This window comes from Massilia oculi, from assembly GCF_003143515.1.
Classification (GTDB): Bacteria; Pseudomonadota; Gammaproteobacteria; order Burkholderiales; family Burkholderiaceae_D; genus Telluria; species Telluria oculi.
In genome coordinates this window covers 3,477,025-3,502,956 of the sequence record NZ_CP029343.1, presented here as the reverse complement: position 1 = coordinate 3,502,956, position 25,932 = coordinate 3,477,025, and the positions used below count along the sequence as shown (strand labels likewise).

Annotated in this window: 22 protein-coding genes, 1 pseudogene and 1 riboswitch; of the genes and pseudogenes, 9 read left to right on the top strand and 14 right to left on the bottom strand. The window is 62.7% G+C overall.

The window, feature by feature from the left end; genetic code table 11:
* Positions 1–4 precede the first annotated feature (4 nt).
* Both DIR46_RS15985 and DIR46_RS15980 read right to left on the bottom strand, forming a co-directional pair.
* Positions 5–1,375, bottom strand: a complete 1,371-nt coding sequence (locus DIR46_RS15985) for a glutamine synthetase family protein (RefSeq protein WP_109346105.1) — start codon at positions 1,373–1,375, stop codon at positions 5–7.
* A gap of 80 nt (positions 1,376–1,455) precedes the next feature.
* Positions 1,456–2,234: pseudogene (locus DIR46_RS15980) on the bottom strand (gamma-glutamyl-gamma-aminobutyrate hydrolase family protein).
* A 409-nt stretch (positions 2,235–2,643) separates the two neighbouring features.
* Between DIR46_RS15980 and DIR46_RS15975 the strand changes: the two are divergent.
* Positions 2,644–3,171 carry a PEP-CTERM sorting domain-containing protein gene (locus DIR46_RS15975; protein WP_109346104.1) on the top strand — a complete coding sequence of 176 codons (528 nt, stop codon included), beginning with the start codon at positions 2,644–2,646 and terminating at the stop codon, positions 3,169–3,171.
* A 155-nt stretch (positions 3,172–3,326) separates the two neighbouring features.
* A complete protein-coding gene (locus DIR46_RS15970; protein WP_109346103.1) occupies positions 3,327–4,781 on the top strand; it encodes an NAD-dependent succinate-semialdehyde dehydrogenase in 1,455 nt (484 codons plus the stop codon).
* A 21-nt stretch (positions 4,782–4,802) separates the two neighbouring features.
* On the opposite strand, the gene DIR46_RS15965 is transcribed toward DIR46_RS15970, so the two are convergent.
* The 10 genes from DIR46_RS15965 to DIR46_RS15920 all read right to left on the bottom strand — a co-directional run bounded on the left by DIR46_RS15965 (position 4,803) and on the right by DIR46_RS15920 (position 15,672).
* Positions 4,803–5,171 carry a nucleotide pyrophosphohydrolase gene (locus tag DIR46_RS15965; protein ID WP_109346102.1) on the bottom strand — a complete coding sequence of 123 codons (369 nt, stop codon included), beginning with the start codon at positions 5,169–5,171 and terminating at the stop codon, positions 4,803–4,805.
* Positions 5,149–5,847, bottom strand: a complete 699-nt coding sequence (can, locus tag DIR46_RS15960) for a carbonate dehydratase (protein ID WP_109346101.1) — start codon at positions 5,845–5,847, stop codon at positions 5,149–5,151. The genes DIR46_RS15965 and can overlap by 23 nt, the downstream gene beginning before the upstream one ends.
* Positions 5,848–6,049: 202 nt before the next feature.
* Complete coding sequence (gene dnaJ / locus DIR46_RS15955) at positions 6,050–7,180, bottom strand: molecular chaperone DnaJ (RefSeq protein WP_109346100.1); 1,131 nt, start codon at positions 7,178–7,180, stop codon at positions 6,050–6,052.
* 120 nt (positions 7,181–7,300) lie between these two features.
* Entirely contained in the window at positions 7,301–9,253 is a 1,953-nt protein-coding gene (dnaK, locus tag DIR46_RS15950; RefSeq protein WP_109346099.1) for a molecular chaperone DnaK, read from the bottom strand.
* A 121-nt stretch (positions 9,254–9,374) separates the two neighbouring features.
* Positions 9,375–9,950 carry a nucleotide exchange factor GrpE gene (gene grpE, locus DIR46_RS15945; protein ID WP_109346098.1) on the bottom strand — a complete coding sequence of 192 codons (576 nt, stop codon included), beginning with the start codon at positions 9,948–9,950 and terminating at the stop codon, positions 9,375–9,377.
* A gap of 247 nt (positions 9,951–10,197) precedes the next feature.
* On the bottom strand, positions 10,198–11,301 hold the full coding sequence (gene hemH / locus DIR46_RS15940; RefSeq protein WP_109346097.1) for a ferrochelatase: 1,104 nt from the start codon (positions 11,299–11,301) through the stop codon (positions 10,198–10,200).
* A 136-nt stretch (positions 11,302–11,437) separates the two neighbouring features.
* On the bottom strand, positions 11,438–11,866 hold the full coding sequence (locus DIR46_RS15935; RefSeq protein WP_005664912.1) for an organic hydroperoxide resistance protein: 429 nt from the start codon (positions 11,864–11,866) through the stop codon (positions 11,438–11,440).
* A gap of 135 nt (positions 11,867–12,001) precedes the next feature.
* Positions 12,002–13,666 (bottom strand): DNA repair protein RecN, encoded by a 1,665-nt coding sequence (gene recN / locus DIR46_RS15930; protein WP_109346096.1) that lies wholly within the window; start codon positions 13,664–13,666, stop codon positions 12,002–12,004.
* A 66-nt stretch (positions 13,667–13,732) separates the two neighbouring features.
* The gene (locus tag DIR46_RS15925; protein WP_109346095.1) at positions 13,733–14,635 is read right to left on the bottom strand and encodes an NAD kinase; all 903 of its coding nucleotides are present in this window, start codon (positions 14,633–14,635) and stop codon (positions 13,733–13,735) included.
* Positions 14,636–14,763: 128 nt separating this feature from the next.
* A complete protein-coding gene (locus tag DIR46_RS15920) occupies positions 14,764–15,672 on the bottom strand; it encodes a DUF3667 domain-containing protein (RefSeq protein WP_109346094.1) in 909 nt (302 codons plus the stop codon).
* A gap of 145 nt (positions 15,673–15,817) precedes the next feature.
* Between DIR46_RS15920 and DIR46_RS15915 the strand changes: the two genes are divergently transcribed.
* The 7 genes from DIR46_RS15915 to ribB all read left to right on the top strand — a co-directional run bounded on the left by DIR46_RS15915 (position 15,818) and on the right by ribB (position 24,121).
* Positions 15,818–16,138: a hypothetical protein gene (locus DIR46_RS15915; RefSeq protein WP_109346093.1), complete on the top strand. Its 321-nt coding sequence runs from the start codon at positions 15,818–15,820 to the stop codon at positions 16,136–16,138.
* A gap of 3 nt (positions 16,139–16,141) precedes the next feature.
* On the top strand, positions 16,142–16,573 hold the full coding sequence (locus DIR46_RS15910; RefSeq protein ID WP_109346092.1) for an OsmC family protein: 432 nt from the start codon (positions 16,142–16,144) through the stop codon (positions 16,571–16,573).
* Between the two features lie 99 nt (positions 16,574–16,672).
* Positions 16,673–17,086 carry a lactoylglutathione lyase gene (gene gloA, locus DIR46_RS15905; protein WP_109346091.1) on the top strand — a complete coding sequence of 138 codons (414 nt, stop codon included), beginning with the start codon at positions 16,673–16,675 and terminating at the stop codon, positions 17,084–17,086.
* Between the two features lie 206 nt (positions 17,087–17,292).
* Positions 17,293–20,118, top strand: coding sequence for a type VI secretion system Vgr family protein (locus tag DIR46_RS15900; protein WP_109346090.1), 2,826 nt, complete (start codon positions 17,293–17,295; stop codon positions 20,116–20,118).
* 38 nt (positions 20,119–20,156) lie between these two features.
* Entirely contained in the window at positions 20,157–21,719 is a 1,563-nt protein-coding gene (locus DIR46_RS15895) for a hypothetical protein (RefSeq protein ID WP_109346089.1), read from the top strand.
* Between the two features lie 23 nt (positions 21,720–21,742).
* Positions 21,743–22,849: a hypothetical protein gene (locus DIR46_RS26630; protein WP_162819527.1), complete on the top strand. Its 1,107-nt coding sequence runs from the start codon at positions 21,743–21,745 to the stop codon at positions 22,847–22,849.
* A gap of 370 nt (positions 22,850–23,219) precedes the next feature.
* Positions 23,220–23,371: riboswitch (FMN riboswitch) on the top strand.
* A gap of 102 nt (positions 23,372–23,473) precedes the next feature.
* Positions 23,474–24,121, top strand: coding sequence for a 3,4-dihydroxy-2-butanone-4-phosphate synthase (gene ribB / locus DIR46_RS15890; protein WP_109346088.1), 648 nt, complete (start codon positions 23,474–23,476; stop codon positions 24,119–24,121).
* 90 nt (positions 24,122–24,211) lie between these two features.
* Here ribB and DIR46_RS15885 read toward each other — a convergent pair whose 3' ends face one another.
* Together DIR46_RS15885 and DIR46_RS15880 are read right to left on the bottom strand one after the other, a co-directional pair.
* On the bottom strand, positions 24,212–25,570 hold the full coding sequence (locus DIR46_RS15885; RefSeq protein WP_109346087.1) for a TolC family outer membrane protein: 1,359 nt from the start codon (positions 25,568–25,570) through the stop codon (positions 24,212–24,214).
* Between the two features lie 37 nt (positions 25,571–25,607).
* Positions 25,608–25,931, bottom strand: coding sequence for a rhodanese-like domain-containing protein (locus tag DIR46_RS15880; RefSeq protein WP_109346086.1), 324 nt, complete (start codon positions 25,929–25,931; stop codon positions 25,608–25,610).
* Position 25,932: the final 1 nt, after the last annotated feature.

The window sequence follows — 25,932 nt, the reverse complement described above, 5'->3', positions numbered from 1 at the left end:
CGGCTCACACATGCAGCAGCAAATGCTCCCGCTCCCACGGACTGATCACCTGCATGAACTCGCGGTGCTCGAGTTCCTTCACCGCCGTGTACACGTCGATGAAGCGCTCCCCCAGCACGTCGCGCAGCCGGTCCTCGCGCCGCAGCAGGGTGATCGCTTCCGACAATCCCTGCGGCAGCTCCACCGGCATATCGTAGGCATTGCCCTCGACCATCGGTGACGGTTCGATCGCTTCCGTCATGCCCAGGTAGCCGCAGGCCAGCGTGATCGCCAGCGCCAGGTAGGGATTGGCGTCGGCCCCGATCACGCGGTTCTCGACCCGGCGATCCTGCGAGCCCGATACCGGCACCCGGAAGCCCACCGTGCGGTTGTCGATGCCCCATTGCAGGTTGATCGGCGCCGCCGTCTCGCGCACGATGCGGCGGTAGGAATTTACATAAGGCGCAACGATCGCCATCGCCGACGGCATGTAGCGCTGCAGGCCGCCGATGTATTGGTGGAACAGGGGCGATGGCGAACCGTCGTCGTTGCTGAAGACGTTCTTGCCGGTCTCGGCGTCGACCACGCTCTGGTGCACGTGCATCGCCGAACCCGGCTCGCCCGCCATCGGCTTGGCCATGAAGGTGGCGTACATATCGTGCTTGAGCGCGGCCTCGCGCAGGGTGCGCTTGAAATAGAAGACCTTGTCGGCCAGGCCCAGCGGCTCGCCGTGCTGGAAGTTGATCTCCATCTGGCCGGCGCCGATCTCGTGGATCAAGGTGTCGACGTCGAGGTTCATCATCTCGCAGTAATCGTAGATGTCCTCGAACAGCGGATCGAATTCGTTGACGGCGTCGATGCTGTACACCTGGCGGCTGGTCTCGGCGCGGCCGCTGCGGCCGATCGGCGCCGCCAGCGGCAGGTCGGGGTCGATGTTCTTGGCGGTGAGATAGAACTCCAGCTCGGGCGCCACCACCGGCGTCCAGCCACGCTGCTCATACAGCTTGAGCACGCGCCGCAGCACGCTGCGCGGGGCGAAGTCGACCAGCCTGCCATCGGCGTAGTAGCAGTCGTGAATCACTTGCGCGGTGGGATCGGCCGCCCACGGCACCATGGTGATGGTGCTCGGGTCGGCGCGCAGGATCATGTCGCGGTCGATGCTCGAGATGGCGCGCTCGTAGGCAGCATCGCGCTCGGGGGTGTTGCCGGTAACGGTCATGCCCAGCACCACCTCGGGCAGGCGCATGCCGCGGTCATCGGTGAATTTCACGCGCGGCAGGATCTTGCCGCGCGCCACCCCGGTCAGGTCGGGGACCAGGCATTCGATCTCGGTGACCCGTTTTGCGTCGAGCCACTCTTCCATATCGGTATAGCTGAAGTTGTCGCGAATTGCCATGTAGTTGCCTCACTGTCGTTGAAGGATGCAGAAGGCAGGAGAGTCGGGGAGCCTCGGTCCCGGGCCCTTGGCAGAGGCGCTCATCCGGCGCTCCGGCGCCGTTCGTGGTTCTCGCAGCGTCGTTCCTGATACGCGCGGCACGCCTGGCCAAAGGCGCCGAACATCTTCATCGAATACGGATTGTGCTGGATGCGCCACTCGGGATGCCACTGCACGGCCAGGGTGAAGCCCGGCGCATTCGACACGGTGAACGCCTCCACCAGGCCGTCTTCCGCCAGGGCTTCGACCGTCAGGCCGGGCGCCAGTTCATTCACGCCCTGCCCGTGCAGCGAATTGACGGGAATCTCGGACACGCCCAGGATGCGCTCCAGCAAGCCCCGGCGCACAGGCTGACGTTGTGGGCGTCACCGTACTGCTCATCCATGCCAAGCTCGGGTTTCTCGCGGTGGTCGAACTTGCCGGCGACGGTTTGCACCGCCTGGTGCAGGCTGCCGCCCAGCGCCACGTTCATCTCCTGGAAGCCGCGGCAGATCGCAATGATCGGCACGCCGCGCCGCACCGCCTCGCGGATCAGCGGCAAGGTGGTCTGGTCGCGCGCCGGGTCCTGCGGCAACGAGGGATCGAGCACTTCCTCAGAGTAATAACTGGGATGCACATTCGATGCCGAACCGGTCAACATGATGCCGTCGATGGTGCCGAACAGGGTATCCAGGTCCAGATTCGCGCCGAGCGAAGGAAGAATGAACGAAGCGCAATCGGCGCCGAGGGTGACGGCGTCGACGTATTTGTGCTGGGCCGCGTGGTACGGGTGCTCGCCGAAATCACGCGTGCATGCGGGAACGATGACGATGGGGCGCATGGTTTCTACCTTGTATTGAGCGCACGAGACCGAAACAGCCGGATCCTGCGCGGTGCGTTAATCCAGATCGAACACAGCGCCAACGAAGCGCTTCTCCTGCCGATCTGCTAAAAAACTGCGATTCCATGTCAAAAGCTTAACGTTAATTGGCGAGCCCTGCCCACACGTTACGGGCCGTCACGAAACGTTTTCAAATCGATGTGAACGGCGAAAAACCAGACCGACAAAGTCACTACACCATTTGGTGGTGTCGGGCAAAATTACATACAGTTGGTCAAATTTCCATGCATTTTGGGTGAGCTTTTGATTTTTATCAAACGCTCATCCGTGGCACGCGAATTGCATCAAGGCTTTTGCTTCAAATCGAAGCGACGTGTTACTCGAAACCAAACCAAAACGGAGGGTAATCATGAAAGTCCTGAAAAAACTGGCTGGTGCTGCTGTCTTGATGCTGGCGACGACCGGCGCCGTGCATGCGATTGAATACACAAGTCTCTATAATCCGGAACCGGACCGCTTTGTCACGTTCCTCACCCCGGTGTCCTACTCGCATGACCTGACGTCGTCCGGGCTACCGGATGATGCCACCCTGAATTGGGCAACACTCGACGTCCGCCTGTACGACATTCTCCTGGGTTCGGAAACGGTCAGATTCTTCTTCAACGGAAACCTGTCCGAGACTGTCCAGAACGTCTCGCTCTTCGGCCAGACCTACGACTTCGATGTCAAGACGGCGCTGCAGGACACCGGCATTCTGGACGTCACGATCCGTGTCTCCGGCCTGCTCCAGACCGTGAACTTCGCATGGTCGGAGCTGACCGCCGACGTGACGCCGAACACCCCATCCGAGGTCCCCGAGCCGGCCACCCTGCTCACCCTCGGCGCCGGCCTGCTCGGGGTGGCCGCCACCCGTCGTCGCAGGATCCACAAGGGCTGACCGTTCCTGCGGCCTGGCCGGCGACGACGTCGCCAGCCAGGCTTGAAGGACTTGCCGCGGGCGGCGCCGCGGCAGGTCCTGCTCTTCCAGCCTCGCTCCGCCCTTCCCCGAAACGGTCTACCATGAGTCCCGTTACACGACCGACGAGGACCGCCATGCCGAACCTGACCGACCCTTCCCTGCTGCGCCGGCAAGCCTATGTCGACGGCGCCTGGTGCGATGCCGACGGCAAGGACACCACCGCCGTGACCAATCCCGCCAACGGCGACACCATCGCCACGGTGCCGCGCATGGGCGCGGCCGAGACCCGGCGCGCGATCGAGGCCGCCAACGCGGCCTGGCCCGCCTGGCGCAAGAAGCTGGCGAAGGAACGCGCCGCCATCCTGCGCAAGTGGCACGACCTGATGATGGAAAACGCCGACGACCTGGCGCTCCTGATGACGCTCGAGCAGGGCAAGCCGCTGGCCGAATCGAAAGGCGAGATCGGCTACGCCGCCGCCTTTTTCGAATGGTTCGGCGAAGAGGCCAAGCGCATCGCCGGCGAGACCCTGGCCTCGCCCTGGCCCGACAGCCGCATCCTGGTCACCAAGGAACCGGTCGGCGTGTGCGCCGCGATCACGCCCTGGAACTTCCCGGCCGCGATGATCGCGCGCAAGGTGGCGCCGGCGCTGGCCGCCGGTTGCCCGATCGTCCTGAAACCCGCCGGACTGACCCCGCTGTCGGCGCTGGCCCTGGCCGTGCTGGCCGAACGCGCCGGCGTGCCCCGGGGCGTGTTCAGCGTGGTGACCGGCGACACGACCGCGATCGGCGGCGAGATGACGGCCAATCCCCTCGTGCGCAAGCTGAGCTTTACCGGCTCGACGGAGGTGGGCCGCCTGCTGATGGAACAATGCGCGCCGACGATCAAGAAGCTGTCGCTCGAGCTGGGCGGCAACGCCCCCTTCATCGTGTTCGACGATGCCGACCTCGACGCCGCGGTCGAGGGTGCGATCGCCTCCAAGTACCGCAATATGGGCCAGACCTGCGTGTGCGCGAACCGCCTGTACGTGCAGGACGGCGTGTACGACGCGTTCGCGCGCAAGCTGGCGGCGGCGGTCGGCAAGCTGAAGGTCGGCGACGGCCGCGAGGAAGGGGTCGATCAGGGACCGCTGATCGAGGAGAAGGCGGTGCGCAAGGTCGAGCAGCACATCGCCGATGCGCTGGATAAAGGGGCGAAGCTCATCGCGGGCGGCAAGCGCCATGCGCTGGGCCAGACCTTTTTCGAGCCGACCGTGCTCACCGGCGTGACGCCGCACATGCTGGTGGCGCGCGAAGAAACCTTCGGGCCGGTGGCGCCGCTGTTCCGCTTCAAGACCGAGGAAGAAGTGATCAAGCTGGCCAACGATACCGAGTTCGGGCTGGCATCGTATTTCTATGCGCGCGACCTCGGCCGCGTGTGGCGGGTGGCCGAGGCGATCGAAACCGGGATCGTGGGCGTGAACACGGGGATCATCTCGACCGAGGTCGCGCCGTTCGGCGGCGTCAAGCAATCGGGGGTGGGGCGCGAAGGCTCGGTCTACGGCATCGACGATTATCTCGTCGTGAAATACATCTGCATGGCGGGCCTTTGAGGGCCGGCCCGCCATGCCCGTCTATCTCTTGTACTCGTCGTACTTGCGCATGTCGCCGCGCACCTGATCGGCCGGGTATTTGGCGCGGTTGAGCACCATCTTGTCTTCCACCGCCGCCAACAAGTCGACGTCCAGCTTGTCGGCCAGCCGCACCAGGTAGACCAGCACGTCGGCCATCTCGTGGCGCACCTCCTGCAGCTTGGCGGCGCCGAGTTCGTCAAGCCGGCCCGACTGCAGCCACTGGAAATGCTCCAGCAGCTCGGCCGCCTCGACGCTCAGGGCCGAGGCGAGGTTCTTGGGCGTGTGGAACTGGTCCCAGTCGCGCTCGTCCACGAAGGTGCGGACGATGGCGCGCAGGCGTGCGAGATCACTGTCCGCGGCGTTCGTCACGCACTTCTCCGCCGTCCACGTAGCCGCTCAGCACGCGCTCGAGCTTGGGCGCGATTTCTTCGAAGCTGCTGATGGTGATGCCAAGGTCGCGCAGCAGGCCGTCGTGCACGCCGTACACCCAGCTGTGGATGGTCAGCGGCTGGCCGCGTTCCCAGGCGTCGCGCACGATGGTGGTGTGGGCCGTGTTCATGACCTGCTCGGCCACGTTCAGTTCGACCAGGCGGTTGGTGGCGGCGCGGCCGACCACGTTGCCCAGGTATTTGCCATGCTTGTCGCGCACGTCGCGCACGTGGCCGAGCCAGTTGTCGGCCAGGCCGACGCGGCCGTCGGTCAGCGCCGCGTGCACGCCCGAGCAGCCGTAGTGGCCGCAGATGATGATGTGCTTGACCTTGAGCACGTCGATCGCGAACTGCAGCACCGACAGGCAGTTCAGGTCGGAGTGCACGACCACGTTGGCGATGTTGCGGTGGACGAACAGCTCGCCCGGCGCCATGCCCAGCAGCTCGTTGGCCGGCACGCGGCTGTCCGAGCAGCCGATCCACAGGTATTCGGGCGCCTGCTGGTCTTGCAGCGCCTTGAAGAAGTTCGGATCTTCGGCCACCATCGAGGCGGCCCAGGTGCGGTTCCGTTCGAACAGCTCGCTCGCGGTCAATCCCTTGGTCTTGTACTTGTCCATCGTGATTCCTTGTATTGTCGTGTTGCCGTCGAGCGGAAGGTGTCCCGATCGACGTTGCCTGGCCCATCTCGCGTGGGCGCTTCGGCGATGCTCCTCAAAATTACGTGAAGTGTAACAGCGTTGCGTGACCTTCGGCAGCGGCGTGGCGAGGCAAAAAAAACCGCCGAGGGCGTGTGCCGCTCGGCGGTTTCGGCAAAGCCGCTTATTCGAAGAAGTCCTTGACCTTGTCCATCCAGCCCTTGCTCTGCGGGCTGTGCTTGGAACCGCCTTCGCTGGTGAGGCGGTCGAACTCGCGCAGCAGTTCCTTCTGCTTGTCGGTCAGCTTGACCGGGGTCTCGACCACCACATGGCAGAACAGGTCGCCGGTATAGCCCGAGCGCACGTTCTTGATGCCCTTGCCCTTGAGGCGGAAGGTCTTGCCGGTCTGGGTGCCTTCGGGCACCGTGAACGACACCTTGCCGGTGAGGGTCGGCACCTCGATCTCGCCGCCCAGGGCCGCCTTGGAAAACGAGATCGGCATTTCGCAATGCAGGTCGTCGCCTTCGCGCTGGAACACCGCGTGCTGCTTGATGTGGATCTCCACATACAGGTCGCCCGGCGGCCCGCCATTGGTGCCCGGCTCGCCATTGCCCGACGAGCGGATGCGCATGCCGTTGTCGATGCCGGCCGGGATCTTCACTTCCAGCGTCTTGTTGCGCTTGATGCGTCCGGCACCGCCGCAGGCCGCGCACGGCTCGGGGATGATCTTGCCGCTGCCATGGCATTTCGGGCAGGTCTGCTGGATGCTGAAGAAGCCCTGCTGCATGCGCACCTGGCCGTGGCCGGCGCAGGTGGTGCAGGTCACGGGCTGGGTGCCCGGCTTGGCGCCGCTGCCGTGGCAGGTGTCGCACTTGTCCCAGCTCGGCACGCGGATGGTGGTGTCGAAGCCGTGGGCCGCCTGTTCCAGCGTGATCTCGAGGTTGTAGCGCAGGTCGGCGCCGCGGTACACCTGCGGGCCGCCACCGCGGCCGCCACGGCCGCCGCCGAAGATGTCGCCGAAGATGTCGCCGAAGGCGTCGCCGAAACCGCCCGCGCCGCCGCCGAAGCCGCCGCCCATGCCGCTGTTCGGATCGACGCCGGCGTGACCGTAGCGGTCATACGCTTCGCGCTTCTCCGGATTGGTCAGCATCTCGTAGGCCTCTTTGACCTCCTTGAACTTCTCTTCCGCTTCCTTGTTGTCCGGGTTGCGGTCAGGGTGGTACTTCATCGCAAGCTTGCGATACGACTTCTTGATCTCGTCTTCCGACGCACCCTTTGCGACCCCGAGGATCTCGTAAAAATCACGCTTCGCCATGGTCGGCACCTAAAGTTATCTGCTGTATTCTTTTAAATCAAAAAAACCGAGCCGATGAACCAGCGAAGGTATCGGCTCGGCCTGTGCGCGGGAAACTGTCCGTTCCCGCGCCAAAGACGCTTACTTGGCGTCCTTCACTTCCTTGAAGTCGGCGTCGACCACGTCGTCGTCCTGCTTGGCCGACTGTTCGCCACCGGCCGCACCCGCACCAGCAGCGCCCGGAGCGCCGGCCGCGCCAGCCTGCTGCGCCTGCATGTCGGCGTACATCTTCTCGCCCAGCGACTGCGCTGCGCTCGACAGGGCCGCGGTCTTGGCATCGATGTCCGCCTTGTCGCCGCTCTTGATCGCGCCTTCCAGGTCGGTGATCGCCGCTTCGATCTTCTCTTTCTCGGCCGCGTCCAGCTTGTCGCCGTACTCGGTCAGCGACTTGCGGGTCGAGTGGACCAGCGCGTCGCCCTGGTTGCGGGCTTCGGCCAGTTCCTTGACCTTCTTGTCTTCTTCCGCGTTCAGCTCGGCGTCCTTCACCATCTTCTGGATTTCTTCTTCCGACAGGCCCGAGTTGGCCTTGATGGTGATCTTGTTTTCCTTGCCGGTAGCCTTGTCTTTCGCGCCGACGTGCAGGATGCCGTTGGCGTCGATGTCGAAGGTCACTTCGATCTGCGGGGTGCCGCGTGCTGCCGGCGGGATGCCTTCCAGGTTGAACTCGCCCAGGCTCTTGTTGCCCTGCGCGATTTCACGCTCGCCCTGGTAGACCTTGATGGTCACGGCCGGCTGGTTGTCGTCGGCGGTCGAGAACACCTGCGAGAACTTGGTCGGGATCGTGGTGTTCTTGTGGATCATCTTGGTCATCACGCCGCCCAGGGTCTCGATGCCCAGCGACAGCGGGGTCACGTCCAGCAGCAGCAGGTCCTTGCGCTCGCCCGACAGGACCGAGCCCTGGATGGCGGCGCCGACGGCGACGGCTTCGTCCGGGTTCACGTCCTTGCGTGCGTCCTTGCCGAAGAACTCTTTAACTTTCTCTTGCACCTTCGGCATGCGGGTCATGCCGCCGACCAGGATGATGTCGTCGATGTCCGAGACCTTTACGCCCGCATCCTTGATGGCGATGCGGCATGGCTCGATGGTCTTGGCGATCAGTTCCTCCACCAGCGACTCCAGCTTGGCGCGGGTGATCTTGAGGTTCAGGTGGACCGGGGCGCCGTTGGCCATGGCGATGTACGGCTCGTTGATCTCGGTCTGCTGCGACGACGACAGTTCGATCTTGGCGCGCTCGGCCGAGGCCTTGATGCGCTGCAGGGCGATCGGGTCCTTCGACAGGTCGAGGCCGTTGATCTTCTTGAATTCGTCGATGATGTAGTCGATCACGCGCTGGTCGAAGTCTTCGCCGCCCAGGAAGGTGTCGCCGTTGGTCGACAGCACTTCGAACTGCTTCTCGCCGTCCACGTCCGCGATCTCGATGATCGAGACGTCGAAGGTGCCGCCACCGAGGTCATACACGGCGATCTTGCGGTCGCCCTTGTCGGTCTTGTCCAGGCCGAATGCCAGCGCGGCCGCGGTCGGCTCGTTGATGATGCGCTTGACGTCCAGACCGGCGATGCGGCCGGCGTCCTTGGTCGCCTGGCGCTGCGAGTCGTTGAAGTAGGCCGGCACGGTGATGACGGCTTCGGTGACTTCTTCGCCCAGGTAGTCCTCGGCGGTCTTCTTCATCTTGCGCAGGACTTCAGCCGAGATCTGCTGGGCTGCCAGTTTCTTGTCGCGCACGCTGACCCAGGCGTCGCCGTTGTCGGCCTTGACGATCTGGTACGGCATCAAGCTGATGTCTTTCTGCACTTCCTTCTCGTCGAACTTGCGGCCGATGAGGCGCTTGACGGCGAACAGGGTGTTCTTTGGATTGGTGACGGCCTGGCGCTTGGCCGGCGCGCCGACGAGGATCTCGCCGTCTTCCTGGTAGGCGATGATCGACGGCGTGGTGCGCGCGCCTTCGGCATTCTCGATCACCTTCGGGGTACCGTTTTCCATGATGGCGACGCAGGAGTTGGTGGTGCCCAGGTCGATACCGATGATTTTGCCCATGATGTGTTCCTTTAGTATTTGTGAATTTCTGATGGATTCAATATTGGGAAGGAGCAGCGTGCTTTCAAGTGGTCCAGTTGACAGCGTCGGTTAGAACACACACGGATGCCGCTGCCGGTCCTTATTTCGGCGCCGCGGCGGTCACGATGGCCGGACGCAGCAGGCGGTCGGCGATCATATAGCCCTTCTGCAGCACGGTGACCACCGTATTGGCTTCCTGTTCCGACGGCACGACGGCCACGGCCTGGTGCTTGTTCGGGTCCAGCTTGTCGCCCGCCTGCGGCATCACTTCGACCAGGCGGTTCTTCTCGAAGGCGGCGGTGAGCTGCTTGAGGGTCATTTCGACGCCTTCCTTGATCGACTCGACCGTCGGGGCTTCGACCTTGACGGCCATTTCCAGGCTGTCGCGCACCGGCACCATGGCCTCGGCGAAGCTTTCGATGGCGAATTTATGGGCCTTGCTCACGTCTTCCTGGGCGCGGCGGCGGATATTGTCGGCTTCGGCCTTGGCGCGCATGAAGGCGTCATGCATCTCGGCCAGCTTGGCTTCGGTGGCGCTCAGTTGTTCTTCGAGGCTTGGCTCTGCGGACGGAGCGGCCGGCGCCGCGGTTTGTTCGGTCGCAGCCCCGGTGGCGTCAGCGGCAGGCGCTTCGCCAGCTTGCTGGTCGAGCACCTCTTTGTTTTCTTGGTCTTGCATCGGAAAAACTCCTAGAATCAAGGACTTGGCTGAGTTGAAAACGTATCCTGATCGATACACAGCGCCCCAGATGGGGCGATCTCCTACAATTTCAAGGGGAATTGCAGAGATGCCATGTAAAAAACGGATCAATACGGCACCCAGCACCAACAACCTGGCATTTTAGCAGGTTGTCAATAAGCAAGCGCTTGCGGACGCCCTTGGTATCGATGCCGGCCTGGTGCCGGCATGCCGGGTGTGGAACAGGTCAGGCGCCCAGGCGGGCCGCGTTCTGCGCGCCGCGCTCGGCGTCGAGTCGGCGTGCCTCGCGCTGGGCCGGGTTCTGGATCGTGGACCAGCCGATCAGGTGCTGCTCGGCGATCTCGGCCATGCCGCGGATCCAGGACGGCGACGCGTTCAGGCAGGGAATGTAGTGGAACTCCTTGCCGCCATTGGCTTCGAAGTCGTGCCGCACTTCCATCGAGATCTCTTCCAGCGTCTCGAGGCAGTCGCTGGTGAAGCCCGGACAGATCACGTCGATGCGCTCGACGCCGTCGCGCGCCAGCTGCTGCACGGTCGGCGCGGTGTACGGCTGCAGCCATTCGGCCTTGCCGAAGCGCGACTGGAAGGTGACCAGGTAGTCGTCCGGCGCGAGGCCGAGCGCCTCGGCCAGCAGGCGCCCGGTCTTCTGGCACTCGCAGAAATACGGGTCGCCCAGCTCGAGGGTGCGCTTGGGCGTGCCGTGGAAGCTCATCACCAGCTTCTGGCCGCGGCCGTGGGCGTCCCAGTGGGCCTGCACGCTGTCGCGCAGCGCGTTGATATAGCCTTCGTGGTCGTGGTAGTGCTTCACCAGGCGCAGCTCGGGCACGTTGCGCACGTGCGCGTAGTGCTGGAACACCGAATCCCAGATCGAGGCGGTGGTGGTGCCGGAATACTGCGGGTAGGCGGGCAGCACGACGATGCGGTCGCAACCGTCGGCCTTCAGTTGATCGAGCACGTCGGGCAGGGACGGCGTGCCGTAGCGCATGGCCATCGCCACTTGGACGTCTTCATGGCCGCGTTCGGCCAGCACGGCATGCAGTTTTTCCGCCTGCCGGGCGGTGTGGATGCGCAAGGGCGAGCCTTCGCGGGTCCAGATGGTGCGGTACTTGGCGGCCGACTGGCCGGAGCGGAACGGCAGGATGAACAGGTTCAGGATGAACCACCAGATGCGGCTGGGGATCTCGACCACGCGCGGATCGGACAGGAACTGCTTCAGGTAGCGGCGCACGCTCGAGCGGGTCGGCTCGTCGGGGGTGCCGAGGTTGACCAGGACGATCGCGCTGTGCGACACGGCGCCGTGCATGTGAGGCGGTTCTTTACGAAATGGCATAGATGGAGGATGGTGACAGGACTTGCTTATTATAAATGCGGCATGCCGCCCGGGCGGGTGACGCCCCCTTTTGCCGGGGCGGCGCCACCGCCATCCGTGGCGCTCTGACCACGGAACCTGTCTTGTGCCGCCTGGATCAGGTGTTCACGTGCAGGCGCACGTCGATATTGCCGCGGGTGGCGTTCGAGTACGGGCACACGATGTGGGCCTTGTCGACCAGCTCTTGCAGCTGGGCCTGGTCCATGCCGGGCGCCTTGATGGTGAGGTCGACCTCGATGCCGAAGCCGGTCGGGATCTGGCCGATGCCGACGTCGCCGGTGATGGTCAGGTCTTGCGGCAGCGCAACCTTGGCCTGGCCGGCCACGAACTTCAGGGCGCCCAGGAAGCAGGCCGAGTAGCCGGCCGCGAACAGCTGCTCCGGATTGGTGCCCGGGCCGCCACCGCCGCCCAGTTCCTTCGGCGTGCTCAGTTTCAGGTCAAGGACACCGTCGGAACTTTTCGAGGTGCCTTCACGGCCACCTTGCGAGGTGGCTTGGGCGCGGTACAGGACTTTTTCGATGCTCATGCGAATTCCTTCCATGGTTGAGGTTGGCGAACGATGCTGCGGCGTGCGGGCCGCAGGTCGAACGTCACTCTGCCACAGAATGGAGAAAGTGGCATGACATCAGAATGAAGAGTTCAATAGCACAAGCGCAGTGGTTCAGGAAGCGAGCAATTCCCGCGCATGCTTGCGCGTGGTCTCGGTGATCTCGATTCCGCCCAGCATGCGCGCCACCTCTTCGACCCGTGCGCGGCTGTCGAGCACGTCGATGCGCGAGACGGTGCGCCCTTCGCCGGTCGTGCCCTTGGCCACCTGGAAGTGCTGGTTGGCTTGGCTCGCCACCTGCGGCAGGTGGGTCACGCACAGCACTTGCCGCTGCTGGCCCAGGCGCTTCAACAGGCGCCCCACCACCTCGGCCACGCCGCCGCCGATGCCGGTGTCGACCTCGTCGAAGATCAGAGTCGGCACCGTGGTCGCGTTCGAGGTGATCACCGAGATCGCCAGCGAGATGCGCGCCAGTTCGCCGCCCGAGGCCACCTTGGCCAGCGCACGCGGCGCCACGCCGGCATGGCCGGCGACCAGGAATTCCACCTGCTCGAGGCCATGCGCGCCCGGCTCGCCGCTGTTGAGACCGATGGCGAAGCTGCCGCCGCTCATGCTGAGCTCCTGCATCGCGGCCGTCACTTGCGTGCCCAGCTCGGCGGCGGCCTTGATGCGGCGCACCGACAGGCGCCCGGCTACGTCCATATAGGCGGCTGCGGCCTTGCCTTCCTGCTTGCGCAGGCCGTCGATATCGGTGGCGTCGGCCAGCTGGCGCAGCTTGGTGGCCAATTGCGCATGTTCTTCGGGCAGTTCTTCGGGCGTGACGCGGTACTTGCGCGCAGCGCTGTGCAGGGCGTCCATGCGGGCATCGACCTCGCGCAGGCGGCCAGGGTCGAGCTCGACCTTGTCGATGTAGTTGTTCAGCTCGGACACCGCCTCTTGCAGCTGGATGCGGGCCGGCTCCATGCAGTCGAGCACCGCCTGCAGCTGGGCGTCGACGTCGACCAGCTTGCCGAGCTTGGCGTTCAGCGAGGATAGCTGCGACAGGATCGGATGCTCCGATTCCGAGATCGCGGCCAGGGCCTCCTGGGCGCCTTCGAGCAGGCTGGCGGCGTGCGACAGGCGGCTGTGTTCGTTGCTGATCTCGGCCCATTCGCCGGCCTTCGGCGCCAGCTTGTCGAGCTCGCTGACCTGCCACTCGAGACGTTCGCGCTCGATCAGCACGTTCTTGGCATTGGTCTCGTATTCTTCGCGCTGGCGCACCAGTGCGCGCCAGGCGCGCCAGGCTTGCGACACGGCTTGCGCCTCGATGCGCGCCTGCGGATCGCGCACCGCGATCTGATTGTCGAGCAGCGCGCGCTGGGCATCCGGCTTGAGCAGCGACTGGTGGGCATTCTGGCCGTGGATGTCGACCAGCAGTTCGCCCAGTTCGCGCAGCTGGGCTGCGGTGGCAGCCACGCCATTGATATAGGCCTTGGAGCGGCCGGCGTTGTCGATCACGCGGCGCAGCAGCGCCCCGCCCTCCTCGATGCTGAATTCATGCTGCTCGAGCCAGGCACTGGCCGCCTCGGTCGGCGAAAAATCGGCCGTGATGTCGGCTTTGGCCGCGCCTTCGCGCACCATGCTGGCGTCGCCGCGTCCGCCCAGCGCCAGTTGCAGCGCATCGATCAGGATCGACTTGCCGGCGCCGGTCTCGCCGGTGAACACCGAAAAGCCGTTCGAGAACTCCAGTTCGATGGCGTCGACGATGACGAAGTCGCGGATGGTCAGTGTGCGCAGCATGAAAAATCGGGTCTCCGGTGATTGGCGATTCTGTGGCGATCAGGTCAGGCGCTGGATCGTGGCGACTTACTTGAGCTTGCCGTCGTTGGTGGGGTATTCGTTCCAGTGCAGCTTCTGGCGCAGCGTATGGTAGTAGCTCCAGTCGAGCGGATGCAGGAAGGTGATCGTGTGCGGCGAGCGCGAGATGACGATCCGGTCGCCCAGCTGCAGGCTGGTGAAGGTCTGCATGTCGAAGTTCACGCTGATGTCGCGTCCGCTGACCAGCTCGACCACGATCTCGCTGGTGTCCGGCACCACGATCGGCCGGTTCGACAGCGCGTGCGGCGCGATCGGCACCAGCACCGTGCCCCCCAGGCTCGGATGCAGCAGCGGGCCGCCGGCCGACAGCGCGTAGGCCGTGGAACCGGTGGGCGTGGACACGATCAGGCCGTCCGAGCGCTGGTTGTACATGAATTGACCGTCGACGGTCAGCTTGAGTTCGACCATGCCGGCGCCGGTGCCGCGCGCCACGACGACGTCGTTGACCGCCACGCTGCAGAATATCTGCTCGCCGCCGCGCATCACGCGCGCCTCGAGGAGGGTGCGCTTCTCGGCGCGCGAACGGCCCTGCAGGATCTCGCCCAGCGCCGGCAACATGTCGTCGAGCGGGATGTCGGTGATGAAGCCGAGCCGGCCCAGGTTGATGCCGACCAGGGGGATGCCATATTCCGCCAGCTGGCGCGCGATGCCCAGCATGGTGCCGTCGCCGCCGACCACGATGCCGATCGCGGCCTGGGCGCCAATCTCGGCCACGGTCATCGAATCGATGTTCGCCAGTTGCAGGTTGGCCGCGGTGTCGGCCTCGAACACCACCCGGTAGCCCCCATATTGCAGGAAGTCGCGGATGCGGCCGACCGGCTCCTCGACGCCTGCCGTGTTGTGCCGCACCACGAGCGCGATGATCTGTTGCGGTTGGGGCGAAGCGGGCATGACGGTCTCTGCGATAGTGGGTTAACGACAGGCTGAGATTAACCGATAATCCCTGCGGCTGCCATACGGCGCTCGGCAATTACTGTATAGATGAACAGTATAGCTGGCGCCCGCCCTCCCCTGCAAGTTCAGCCCATCAGTACCATTCCCATCACGGTCAATACGGCCGAGGCCAGGGTCACGACGTGGGCGAAGATCAGCACGATCCACCGGATCACCGTACCCACCCAGCCGCGTTCGTAGACGCGGCGCATCGCCATCGGCAGGTAGAACACCAGCCATAGCAGCAGCACGAAAATGATGAACTTCCAGCTTTCCGGGACCAGGATCATCACGGACAGCATCAGGAAGGCAAACGCATTCACGTGCAGGGCGAACAGGAAATGCTCGCCATAGCGGCGTCCGGTGCCCAGATAAAGGATCTTCAGGTACAGCGCGAACAGCGGCATCATGGCGAAGATCGCATACGGCGTATAGCTGAAAAAAGCCTGCTTGAGCGCCGCCCTCTGCGCCTGCGGGGACAGGGACAGGAAGCGCGCCACCCGCTCGCGCAAAACCGGATGCACGTTGCCGGCCTTCTTGTTCAGCACGCCCAGGACTCTTTCATACTCGGCGGCGTCCATTCCCACGGCCGGACCCAGCACCGTGTCCTTGGCGCGTCCTTCGGCCACCGCGGCTGCCAGGGCCGGCGACGGCTCGTCGAAGCGCGCCACTTCGACGCCGCTGAGCTTGAACAGCGCAAAGAAAATGATGCTGAAGGTGAGATACAGGCGCAGCGGCTCCAGATAGCGCACGCGGCGGCCCTGGATGTATTCGCAGGTCAGCAAACCCGGTTTGGCGATCAGCAGGGCCAGCGACTTCCACAGCTTCCCCTCCAGCGCCACGTAGTGGGCGATGAACTCGTGCAGGAATTCGCGTGCGCTCGGCACGTGCAGGTGGGTGGCTTGCCCGCACTGCTGGCAGTAATTGCCCTGGGTAGTTGCGCCGCAGTTCTTGCAGGCGGTGCTGGCGTGGTGAGTCAGGGTGTCTGGAGTCACGGTGCGCTTGTCGTCAATACGGTCAAGCGCTCATCTTAGCGATGTAATTGCAAAAAAGCATCACCAAATTACGGGGTTCAATTGCGCGACTCAATCAGCGACAGGCAGTTAGGATGAGGATGACGAAAATGCAAAGGAGAGCAGCATGGTGACCGAAGCCAAGGACCGGTTCGTCAATACCAAGGAACCGATGAGCAACGACGGCGTCAAACGCCAGCCGCATGAACGCGACGAGACGCCGGACGGGCAAGACCAGGCGCCACGTGGCGTCATGAAACAGGCGGCCAAGGACCTCGAGCAGGGCCTGGTCGACACCGATTCGCGCAACACGCCCGGCATTTCGGAGGCGGTCGATCCCGTCCCCGGCGCCAGTGGCCAGGCCAAACCGCAGCCCGACCGTCATCGCGACATGCGCGATCATGACGCCGAGCCTGCACCCGAAGACAACGACAAGGAAAGGAAATAACTGATGACGATCAAACGCGATGGCAGCGCAGTCTGGAGTGGCGGCATCAAGGATGGCAAGGGCCAGGTGTCGACCGGTAGCGGCGCGCTCAAGGACCAGCCCTACGGCTTCAACACCCGCTTCGAGGACGCACCGGGCACCAATCCCGAAGAGCTGATCGGCGCGGCCCATGCGGGCTGCTTCACGATGGCGCTGTCGGGCCAGCTGGGCCAGGCCGGCCTCACCGCCGACGAGCTGCGCACCAAGGCGACGGTGTCGATGGAGAAGGTCGAGGGCGGCTTCTCGATCACGGCCGTGCACCTCGACCTGGTGGCGAAGATCCCTGGCGCAAGCCAGGAAGCCTTCGACAAGGCGGCCACCACGGCCAAGGAAAACTGCCCGGTCTCGAAGCTGCTGAACGCGAAGATCACGCTCGACGCGAAGCTCGAGAACTGATCCGGCGCGCCGCAGGCCGTCCTGCCTGCGGCGCCTCCGGCAAGGATGCCGTCGAACGCATAGAATGGCGGTTCTTCGAAACACATAGGGCAAGCCAAAATGCGCATCCTGCATACCATGTTGAGGGTCGGCGACCTGCAACGCTCCATCGACTTCTACACCAAGGTGCTGGGCATGAAACTGCTGCGCACCAGCGACAATCCGGAATACAAGTACAGCCTGGCCTTCCTCGGCTACGGCAGCAACCCGGACCACGCCGAGCTCGAGCTGACCTATAACTGGGGCACCGACAGCTACGACATGGGCACCGCCTACGGCCACATCGCGATCTCGGCCGAAGACATCTACGCCACCTGCGAACAGGTGCGCGCGGCCGGCGGCAACATCACCCGCGAACCGGGCCCGGTCAAGGGCGGCACCACCGTGATCGCCTTCATCACCGATCCGGACGGCTACAAGGTCGAGCTGATCGAGCGCGCCGACCATGCCGGCGGCGGTGGGCTGAGCACCTGAGCACTGACTGAATTTTCAGCAAAAAATGGCGCGGCGCCTCCAGGCACCGCGCCATTTCTTATTTCGATCTACCCGTTACGCATATCCCATTTGTGGTTTGACGGCCGTCATGCCTACAGGCATCACCTGGAGGACCCGCTCTCTTAAGATCGACATTGCCGCCAACGCAAAGGAGCGACGATGTCCATCCAGGCCTGCCTGCGCCCATGAGAGCCTTTCCCGACCCCGCTTCGCTCGGCCTGTTCGGCACGGGCCTGAGCCAGCATGCGCGACTCCTCACCCTGGCCAGCAGCCAGAAAAGCGACTTGACGCAATCGCTCGTGGCGGAGCGCTTTTCGGGACGCGAGGCCGTCAATGCGTTGTTTCGCTTCGAGGTCGATGCGCTCAGCACCTCGACCGATCTCGACCTGTCTTCGTTCATCGGCGAAGAATTGAGCGTCGGCCTGCTGCAGCCGGATGGCGGCCGGCGCGCCTGGCATGGCCTGTGTACGCAGGCCTCCTGGCTGGGCGCCGATGGCGGCGTCGCCCGCTACCGCCTGGTGCTCGAACCGGCGTTGGCGCTGTTGACGCTGCGGCGCGACTGCTACCTGTTCCAGAACAAGACCGTGCGCGACATCGTCTGTGAATTACTGGCGGATTACCCACAGGTGGAAGTGTTATTCGACGTGACGCAGGAACTGGCGCCGCGGCCCGTCTGCACCCAGTACCGCGAAAGCGATTATGCGTTCTTCGCGCGGCTGCTCGCGTCCGAGGGCTTGAGCTGGCGCTTCGAGCATGCGCCGTTCGAGACCGTGGCGGGCGCCGACCACGGCCAGGCGCGGCACCGGCTGGTGATCTTCGACAGGCGGGCGCGCATTCCCCCGATGCCGGGCGGCGCGATGCTGCGCTTTCACGGCGTGCGCGCGACCGAGCGCGACGATGCGATCGACACCTTCCACGCGCGGCGCCGGGTTGCCGCGAACGGCGTCAGCATCAGCAGCTGGAACCCGGCCATCTTGCTGGCGCCTGCGTCCGAACTGAATTCGCACCTCGATGCCGGCGCCCTGCCCGCGCTCTCCATCCACGACGGCAGCGGAGAACGCATCGGCGGAGACACCGGCGCCACGATGCGTGTTCACAGCGAGTTGATGCTGCTGGCGCTGGAGCTGGACAACAAGGTCTTCGAGGGCGCAGGCGCCGTGCGCCGGCTGGCGGCGGGACATGGCTTCACCTTGACGCAGCACGACCGCTATCCGGCCGGCGCCAACGCCTTCACCGTGGTGTGGGTCCAGCACGAGGCGCGCAACAACTTCGACACGGGCATCGCGGGCGCGGCGAAACAGGTCGAGAACGGCACCTACCGCAACGCCTTCGCCTGCGTGCGCGACGTGGTGGCGCTGGTGCCGGCCGCGACCGCCGCGCCGCATCCCTGCACGAGCCTGGGGCCGCAGACGGCGCTCGTGGTCGGCTTGCCGAATGCGGTCGCCACCAGTACGCGCGATCATCAGGTAAAGGTCCAGTTCGCATGGCAACGTGGCGTCCATCCGAATCCCGGCGGCCTCTCGCACAACCTGGATGAACGGGGCTGCGCGCCAGGCAATGACGCTTCCGGCAGCTGGATACGGGTGGCCGAGGCGCTGGCCGGCCCGAACTGGGGCACCGTGTTCGCGCCGCGCATCGGCACCGAGGTGCTGGTGGATTTCATCGAAGGCGACATCGACCGGCCAGTCATCGTGGCGCAGTTGCATAACGGCGTCGATCTGCCGCCGTTCCCGGCTGGCGTGGATTCAGGGGCAGATCATGCCGGCGTGCTGTCGGGGATCCATAGCCGGAACTTCGATGGCGGGGGTTTCAATCAATGGCAGGTGGACGATACGTCCGGCCAGTTACGCACGCGGCTGGCAAGCAGCAGCGCGGACAGCGAGCTCAATCTTGGTTATCTGATCGAGCAGCCGCCCGGCACCTTACGGCGCGGACGGTATCGCGGCAGCGGCTTCGAGCTGCGCACCGACGCCTGGGCGGTCGTGCGTGGCGGTGAAGGCGTGCTGCTGTCGACCAGTGCGCGGCCGCAGCTCGGGAGCGGGATCACGTCGACGCAGATGGATGCGGCCGAGGCGGTGGCGCAGTTCAAGGCGGCGCAGTCGCTGGGCGACGCGCTGCGCGATGCGGCGGGCCAGTCGCAGGCGCTGTTCAGTAGTGATGCTGTCAAGGCGCAGGAGGAATTCATTGCGTTGATCGATCCCCAGGCCAAGGGCAAGTACGACGGTGCGGTTGGGGGACAGACGGCACTCAAGGCCAAGGCGGGGTCGCGCGAGCTTGATGGCGAGCAGCCTGTTGAAAAATTTGGGGCGGCAATCGTGCTGATGGACTCGGCGGCCAGCGTGAATTGGGCGACGCCGGCATCGACCGTGGTCCATGCCGGCGGGCAGATGCAGTGGACGACGCAGTCGGATTTGCATATCGCTGCGGCGCATACGGTGTCGACCGTGGCGGGCGGCGCGGCCAGCCTGTTTTCGCATGCAGGCGGGATCCAGGCGATCGCGGCGAACGGGCCGGTGTCATTGCAGGCGCATACGGATCAGCTGGAGATTTTGGCGGACCAGGAAGTCACCGTGATCTCGGTGAATGACCGGATCGAGATCAAGGCCAAGGAAAAGATCGTGCTGCAGGCGGGCGAGTCGGCGATCACGCTGGAAGGCGGGGATATCACGTTCGCCTGCCCCGGGAAGTTCTCGGTCAAGGGTGGCAAGCACCTCTTCGACAAGGGCGGTCGCAAGACCGCCAATTTGCGCAATCTGCCGGGAGACCTCAGTCCCGAGATGCAGCATTGGATTGCCTTGCACTATCTCGATCCCGAGATCGCCGAGGGCATCCCCGATGTCGATTACGAAATCCATTTTCAGGATGGACCAGTCGTTACCGGAACGCTCGACAAGGACGGCAAGGCCTTGCACGAGAACGTCGACAACAAGGCGGTCAAGAAGGTCATTTACAAGCCGCGAAAGCCAGACGATGAGGTTCCTCACGATCCACTGGAAGCATTGACCCGTTGACGTCTTCCCCATAACGCAGTGCCTGCCGGAGCATAGCAATGGCCGAGATAAATCCTACCCAGTTGCGTAGTGCAGTTGCATGGAGTACCGGCACACCGCAAGCAGAAGCAGAGGACGACAAAAGCGCATGGGAGTGGTTCTGGGAGGCGATTCAGGGAGACTTCAACGAGAACCGGTCCACCGGACAGATCGTGGCCGATGCCGCGATCTCGATGATTCCGCTGGTCGACCAGGTCTGCGATGTGCGGGACCTGGTCGCGAACTGCAAGAAGCTGCGCGAGGAACCGGACGATATGTGGTCGTGGGTGGCGCTGGCGCTGACGCTCATCGGGCTGTTTCCGGTTCTGGGGTCCTTGGTCAAGGGCGCACTGAAGGTGATCTTCTCGTTTATCAGGCGTACAACTGGTAAAGGAATTTCTCTTGCGATCGATGCCTCGATGACGTGCGTAATTGCCCTGCTACGGCGTGAGGAGTGTCAGCGGTATCTACGGCGCCTCAAGGTGGACGACGTGTTCGCCTGGCTGGCGAAACAAGTTACGCAAGTCAAGGAGAAGACGAACCCTAGTGCGCTATTGCGCGCGTTCGACAAAGGAATCAGTACAACAAGGACGCTGGTCACCAAAGTCGAGGATATTCCTCGCGTTGGACCGAAGGCAAAAGCAGCGCTCGATACAATTGTCTGGGTTCGCGCAAAAGCAGATGACGGGCTAAAAAAGGCATGCGACCCAATCAAAGAAATTTTAGACGCGATCGTTATTCGACTTGGGAAGGAATCTCTCAGAAATCGGCACGGAATTATAGACGTCAAAAATATTCATTACCGCGGTGCACTCCCGGAAGCCGCAGCAGTGACTATGATGCGGACCAAGAACCCGAAACCATCATGGCTCAGCACTGGTAACAACTTCAGCTTTCCACCGCAAATCGCGGATGTGGAACGTTTGCGCGTTGACACGGAGGTAAGCAACGGTTGGCCCCCGTTAACCAATGGTAACATTGAGTCGTTTCATAAAATGGCTAACGTTGTAATCAAAGGCCCAGCTCGGCTTTTCCGGATTATATCCCCCAATAGCCGGGCAATGAGCGATTGCTGGATAAGCGAGAAGGTGTTCAATGAAATACAAAACTCACCCGATCCGCGAGCGGCGTGGAGAAAGTTTCTGGCAGTGTGGCCAGATTGGAACGTGAACGGTCAATTTGTTATCTACGATATCAAACCAGGCGAGACATTGAAGGCGTGGCAAGGCCCTGCGGCGGCCCAGACGAAAGACACGCTCCCAGACTATCATCTCGAAGGCGGAGGGGAGCAGATTATTTTCAAAATCAACAGAAGCGACCCACGAAATGACACTACTAGGTTCTACAAAATAGGAAATGATAAAGAAAAAACGCTAGGGGAACCAATCGAGCGTTCCGCATATGACAAGTTAAACTCCGCAGATAAAGAAAATTATCTGGAAATACGAGAATCCATAAACCATCCTAATATCAGTGGACCGTTTGACACTGGATGGAAGCAAACTGAATTTGACGGGAATAATGTTCACCAAAGGATTGGCCTCCCCTCCTTACCCGGGCAAATTACAGCAATCAAAAGATAGCCCTAACTGCACAAGGATATTTTATGAATCACATCATCTCACTGACCCCATGGCAAAAGAAGCAAGCAGCCCTCCTGTATCACTTCTCATCATTGAAATACCTAATCGGATTGCGGGATCGAGTTAATTTTCTGAAACTTTTCGCCGAAGAAAAAATTGAACAAAGCCGTGCTGAAGGACGCGACCGTTTTCTACGCAGCGCACAGTGGGGAGATCGGGATACAACTGAGAACTGGGCAAATAATGCATGGCAATTTTTAGCTGACTTCCAATTATCCATTGTAGAGGCTATTGCGGATCATCCATCAAAAGTTTATCACGTGACAGGTACGAATCAATGCGCTCGCGGACTAAGCGAATACTCTATGCAATGGGCGACTGCAGACGAAGAAAAAAAATTTGACACCATGTTTGCGGACATTTCGGACTATGCCCACAACATCGATAACACGATGCAGAAGCGTTTCCAAGTGAGCCGATGGAGCGATTTCAGCCTCGCGCTGGCATGGCGAAAACATGCGTCGGAACTAAAGATGACCCCGAGATTTCGTTTGCTACCAGATATCATTTCAGATACGAATCAGACTCCGCCCCGCACCGGGGTGTATATTTCTGTCGACGATCCACATGCATCGCTGCAGTTTGCATGGAACGGATCAAAAGGCGGCGAACTCATTCCCAGCTCTACATTTAACGACCTGGGACTCGCTGCATTAGTTGCGGTCGGCCGATCAAAGCTCTGGATTGACGATGCGGCAATGCGTGCTTTCGTTTTGGCGAACATTTCACATCCAGACTTGGCAAACGATTCTTATGCAAATACATCACTAAAACCTCAATTAGCTCCGAGCCTAGTTGCACGTTACGCATTTAAAGCGCGCCCAACTCGTTGGTGCTACGTCGAACTTATCGATGGTGAGTTTGAAGATTTGGAGAAAGGAAGTGATTCGAGTCCACCATTAATGGAAAGTCTACGCTTCAATGCTGGAGAAGCTTGCAATACCAGTGGCTATTACTTCAGTCCTGCACGCCTCGACTCACGGCGGTGGTTCGAAGCGAGCGAAGTATTTCCTCATATTGATTCCACTTACGGAAAAACAATCTGGCAGTGGGATGAACAGCAAAAGTAAGAAATTAACGAATGCCTTCAATCCCTCAGCGGGATAAATTCACTTGGAAAGATGAGCATGAAGAATCAATATATAATGAAACAACGAATGCTTCGATTTTCTGCAGCAATCGCAATCTATCTGATTAGCTTCCCTCGACATCCACGTCACGCATGGGAACACCAAGCATCACTGACGTTGAATGAATTCCATGTTTTTCGATTCCAGAAAATTTAGAAACGCCAGACGGACCGCCATTCCATGGGATTTCCATAAGCAAACTTCCTGACGCATCTCTACCCATTCGATTCCCAAATCGGTAGCTGCTGAGCAGAAGTTTTCGCACACTGCTACAATCGCCTTGCCTATTCAACAGGCAACCACAATGTAATGACGTCTTCGGGGCGGGGTGCGATTCCCCACCGGCGGTATGACCTTCACGGGTCGAGCCCGCGAGCGCTTGTTCAACTCCCATTGAGCAGGGTCAGCAGACTTGGTGAGAAGCCAGGGCCGACGGTATAGTCCGGATGAAAGAAGATGTGCGCTGTCATGCGCCTGCTCACCCGCGCCTTCGCGGTTGAACAGGTGCGCGGTCTCGCTTTGCCCTGATGCGTTTTTCGCCAACCACCGCGAGGAGCGTTTCACATGTTAGTCCCTACCTACACCCTTCAAAGCAACGATCTCGAAGGTCGTATCGCCGCCGCCCTGGCCGCCATGCGCGCCGGCATTCCCGTCATCCTGCTCGACGACTTCGATCGCGAGAACGAGGCCGACCTGATCGTCGCCGCCGAAAAACTGAGCGTCGAAACGATGGCGCTGATGATCCGCGAATGCAGCGGCATCGTCTGCCTGTGCCTGTCCGACGAGAAGGTCCGCGCGCTCGAGCTGCCGCCGATGGCGACGGAAAACGGCAGCCGCTACGGCACCCCGTTCACGGTCTCGATCGAAGCCCGCCACGGCGTGACTACCGGCGTTTCGGCCGCGGACCGCGTCTCCACCATCCAGGCCGCGATCGCGCGCAATGCGCAGCCGGACGACCTGGTGCGCCCCGGCCACGTGTTCCCGCTGCGCGCGACGCCGGGCGGCGTGCTGGCGCGCGCCGGCCATACCGAGGGCTCGGTCGACCTGGCCAGGCTGGCCGGCCTGCAGCCGGCCGCCGTGCTGTGCGAGCTGATGAACCCGGACGGCACCATGATGCGCGGCGAGCAGATCGAGCAGTTCGCCGAAGAGCGCGCCTTCCCGATCCTCACCATCGCCGAACTGATCCAATGGCGCCGCGCGCGGGCGCTGTAATTTAACAATGAAAAAGCCCGGGGCGCCAGCACGCTGGCCTACCGGGCTTGTTCACACCTGCCTGCGCACCCAAGCGCAGGCACCAAAAGATCACTCTCCCAACAAGCTGTTCACCGGCACCAGGTCCGCCTCGCGCAGCGATCCGGCCGCCGCCTTCAGGCGCAGGCCGTTGATGATCACGTCATAGCGCGCACGCGACAGGTCGGTACGGGTCTGGTACAGCTGGCGCTGGGCGTTCAGCACGTCGATATTGATGCGCACGCCGACCTGGTAACCCAGCTTGTTCGACTCCAGCGCCGACTGGCTCGACACTTCCGCCGCTTCCAGCGCCTTGACCTGGGCCAGGCCGCTGTTCACGCCCAGGAACGACTGGCGCGCCTGCAGCGCCGCATTGCGGCGGGTCGCTTCCAGGTCGTTGCGTGCGCGGTCTTCCAGCGCGATCGATTCGCGCACGCGGCTGGTGACGGCGAAGCCGCTGAAGATCGGCACACTCCATTGCACGCCAATCGCATTGTTCTTCGTGTCGCCCGAGCTGCCGGTGCGGCCGTTGACGTCGCGGCGGGTCGAGCTCGCCACCAGGTCGACGGTCGGCAGGTGGCCGGCGCGGTTGCGCGAGATGTCGCGCATGGCGATCTCGACCTGCAACTGGCCGACGGTCACGCCATAGTTCTGGTTCTCGGCCGACGACACCCACGGATCGACCGATGCCGGCTGCGGCACCGCCAGCGTCACGCCCGGCTTCAGCGCGGCCAGGTTGCCCGGCGCGGTGCCGATGATCGTCTGCAGCGTGTTGCGCTTGTTGTCCAGGTCGTTGACGGCGGCGAATTCCTGCGCCAGCACCAGGTCGTACGCGGCCTGCGCCTCGTGGGTGTCGGTAATGGTCTGGGTGCCGACCTCGAAGTTGCGCTTGGCCGACGCCAGCTGTTCGGTGGTCGCTTCCTTCTGGGCGCGGGTCGACTCCAGTTTATCCTGCGCCGCCAGCACGTCGAAATAGGCCGTGGCCACGCGCGTGATCAGGTCTTGCTGGGCCTGGGCGAACTGCGCCTCGGCGATCGCCTGCTGCAGCTTGCTCTGCTGGTAGGTCTGCCAGCGATCCCAGCGATACAGCGGCTGCTGCAGCGACAGCGTGTATTCGTTGGTGCGCAGGTTCGAACCGCTCGAATCGATGATGCCAGGCTGGCCGTTCGGCAAGGTGCCCACCTGGCCGATATTCCATGGATCGAACTCGTTGTCGTTCTTGCTGATACCACCACTGAGACCCACGGTCGGCAGCAAGCCTGCACGCCCCTGTGTGATCCGCTCGCGGCCGGCGGCCAGCGAGGCGCGCGCGCTCGCATACGTCGCATCGTTGGCCAGCGCCTGCTGGTAAACCTGGATCAGGTCGGCAGCGTGGGCGTTGAGCGAGAAGCACGCGCTGGCAAGCAGCACGGCAAGTAGGGGTTTCTGCATTGCTATCTCCACAGGAGTCATCTAGTTGAGGATCAGGTCAATACTTCGGCATCGACGGATCGACCTGTACGGCCCAGGCGTGTACCCCGCCCGTTAAATTCGTTACGTTACTGAACCCATTGCGCTCGAGGAAGGCAGCCACGTTCATGCTGCGCGCACCGTGGTGGCAGATGCACACCACTTCCCGGTCGTCGTCGATCTCGCCCACGCGGACCGGAATCAGGTGCATGGGGATCTGGACCGAGCCTGCGATCTTGCAGGTCTCGAACTCCCAGTCCTCGCGCACGTCGAGCAGCAGCGGCTGCTCGCGCGCCGGGTCGGCCAGCCAGGCGGCCAACTCGGGTGCGGTAATCTGTCGCATC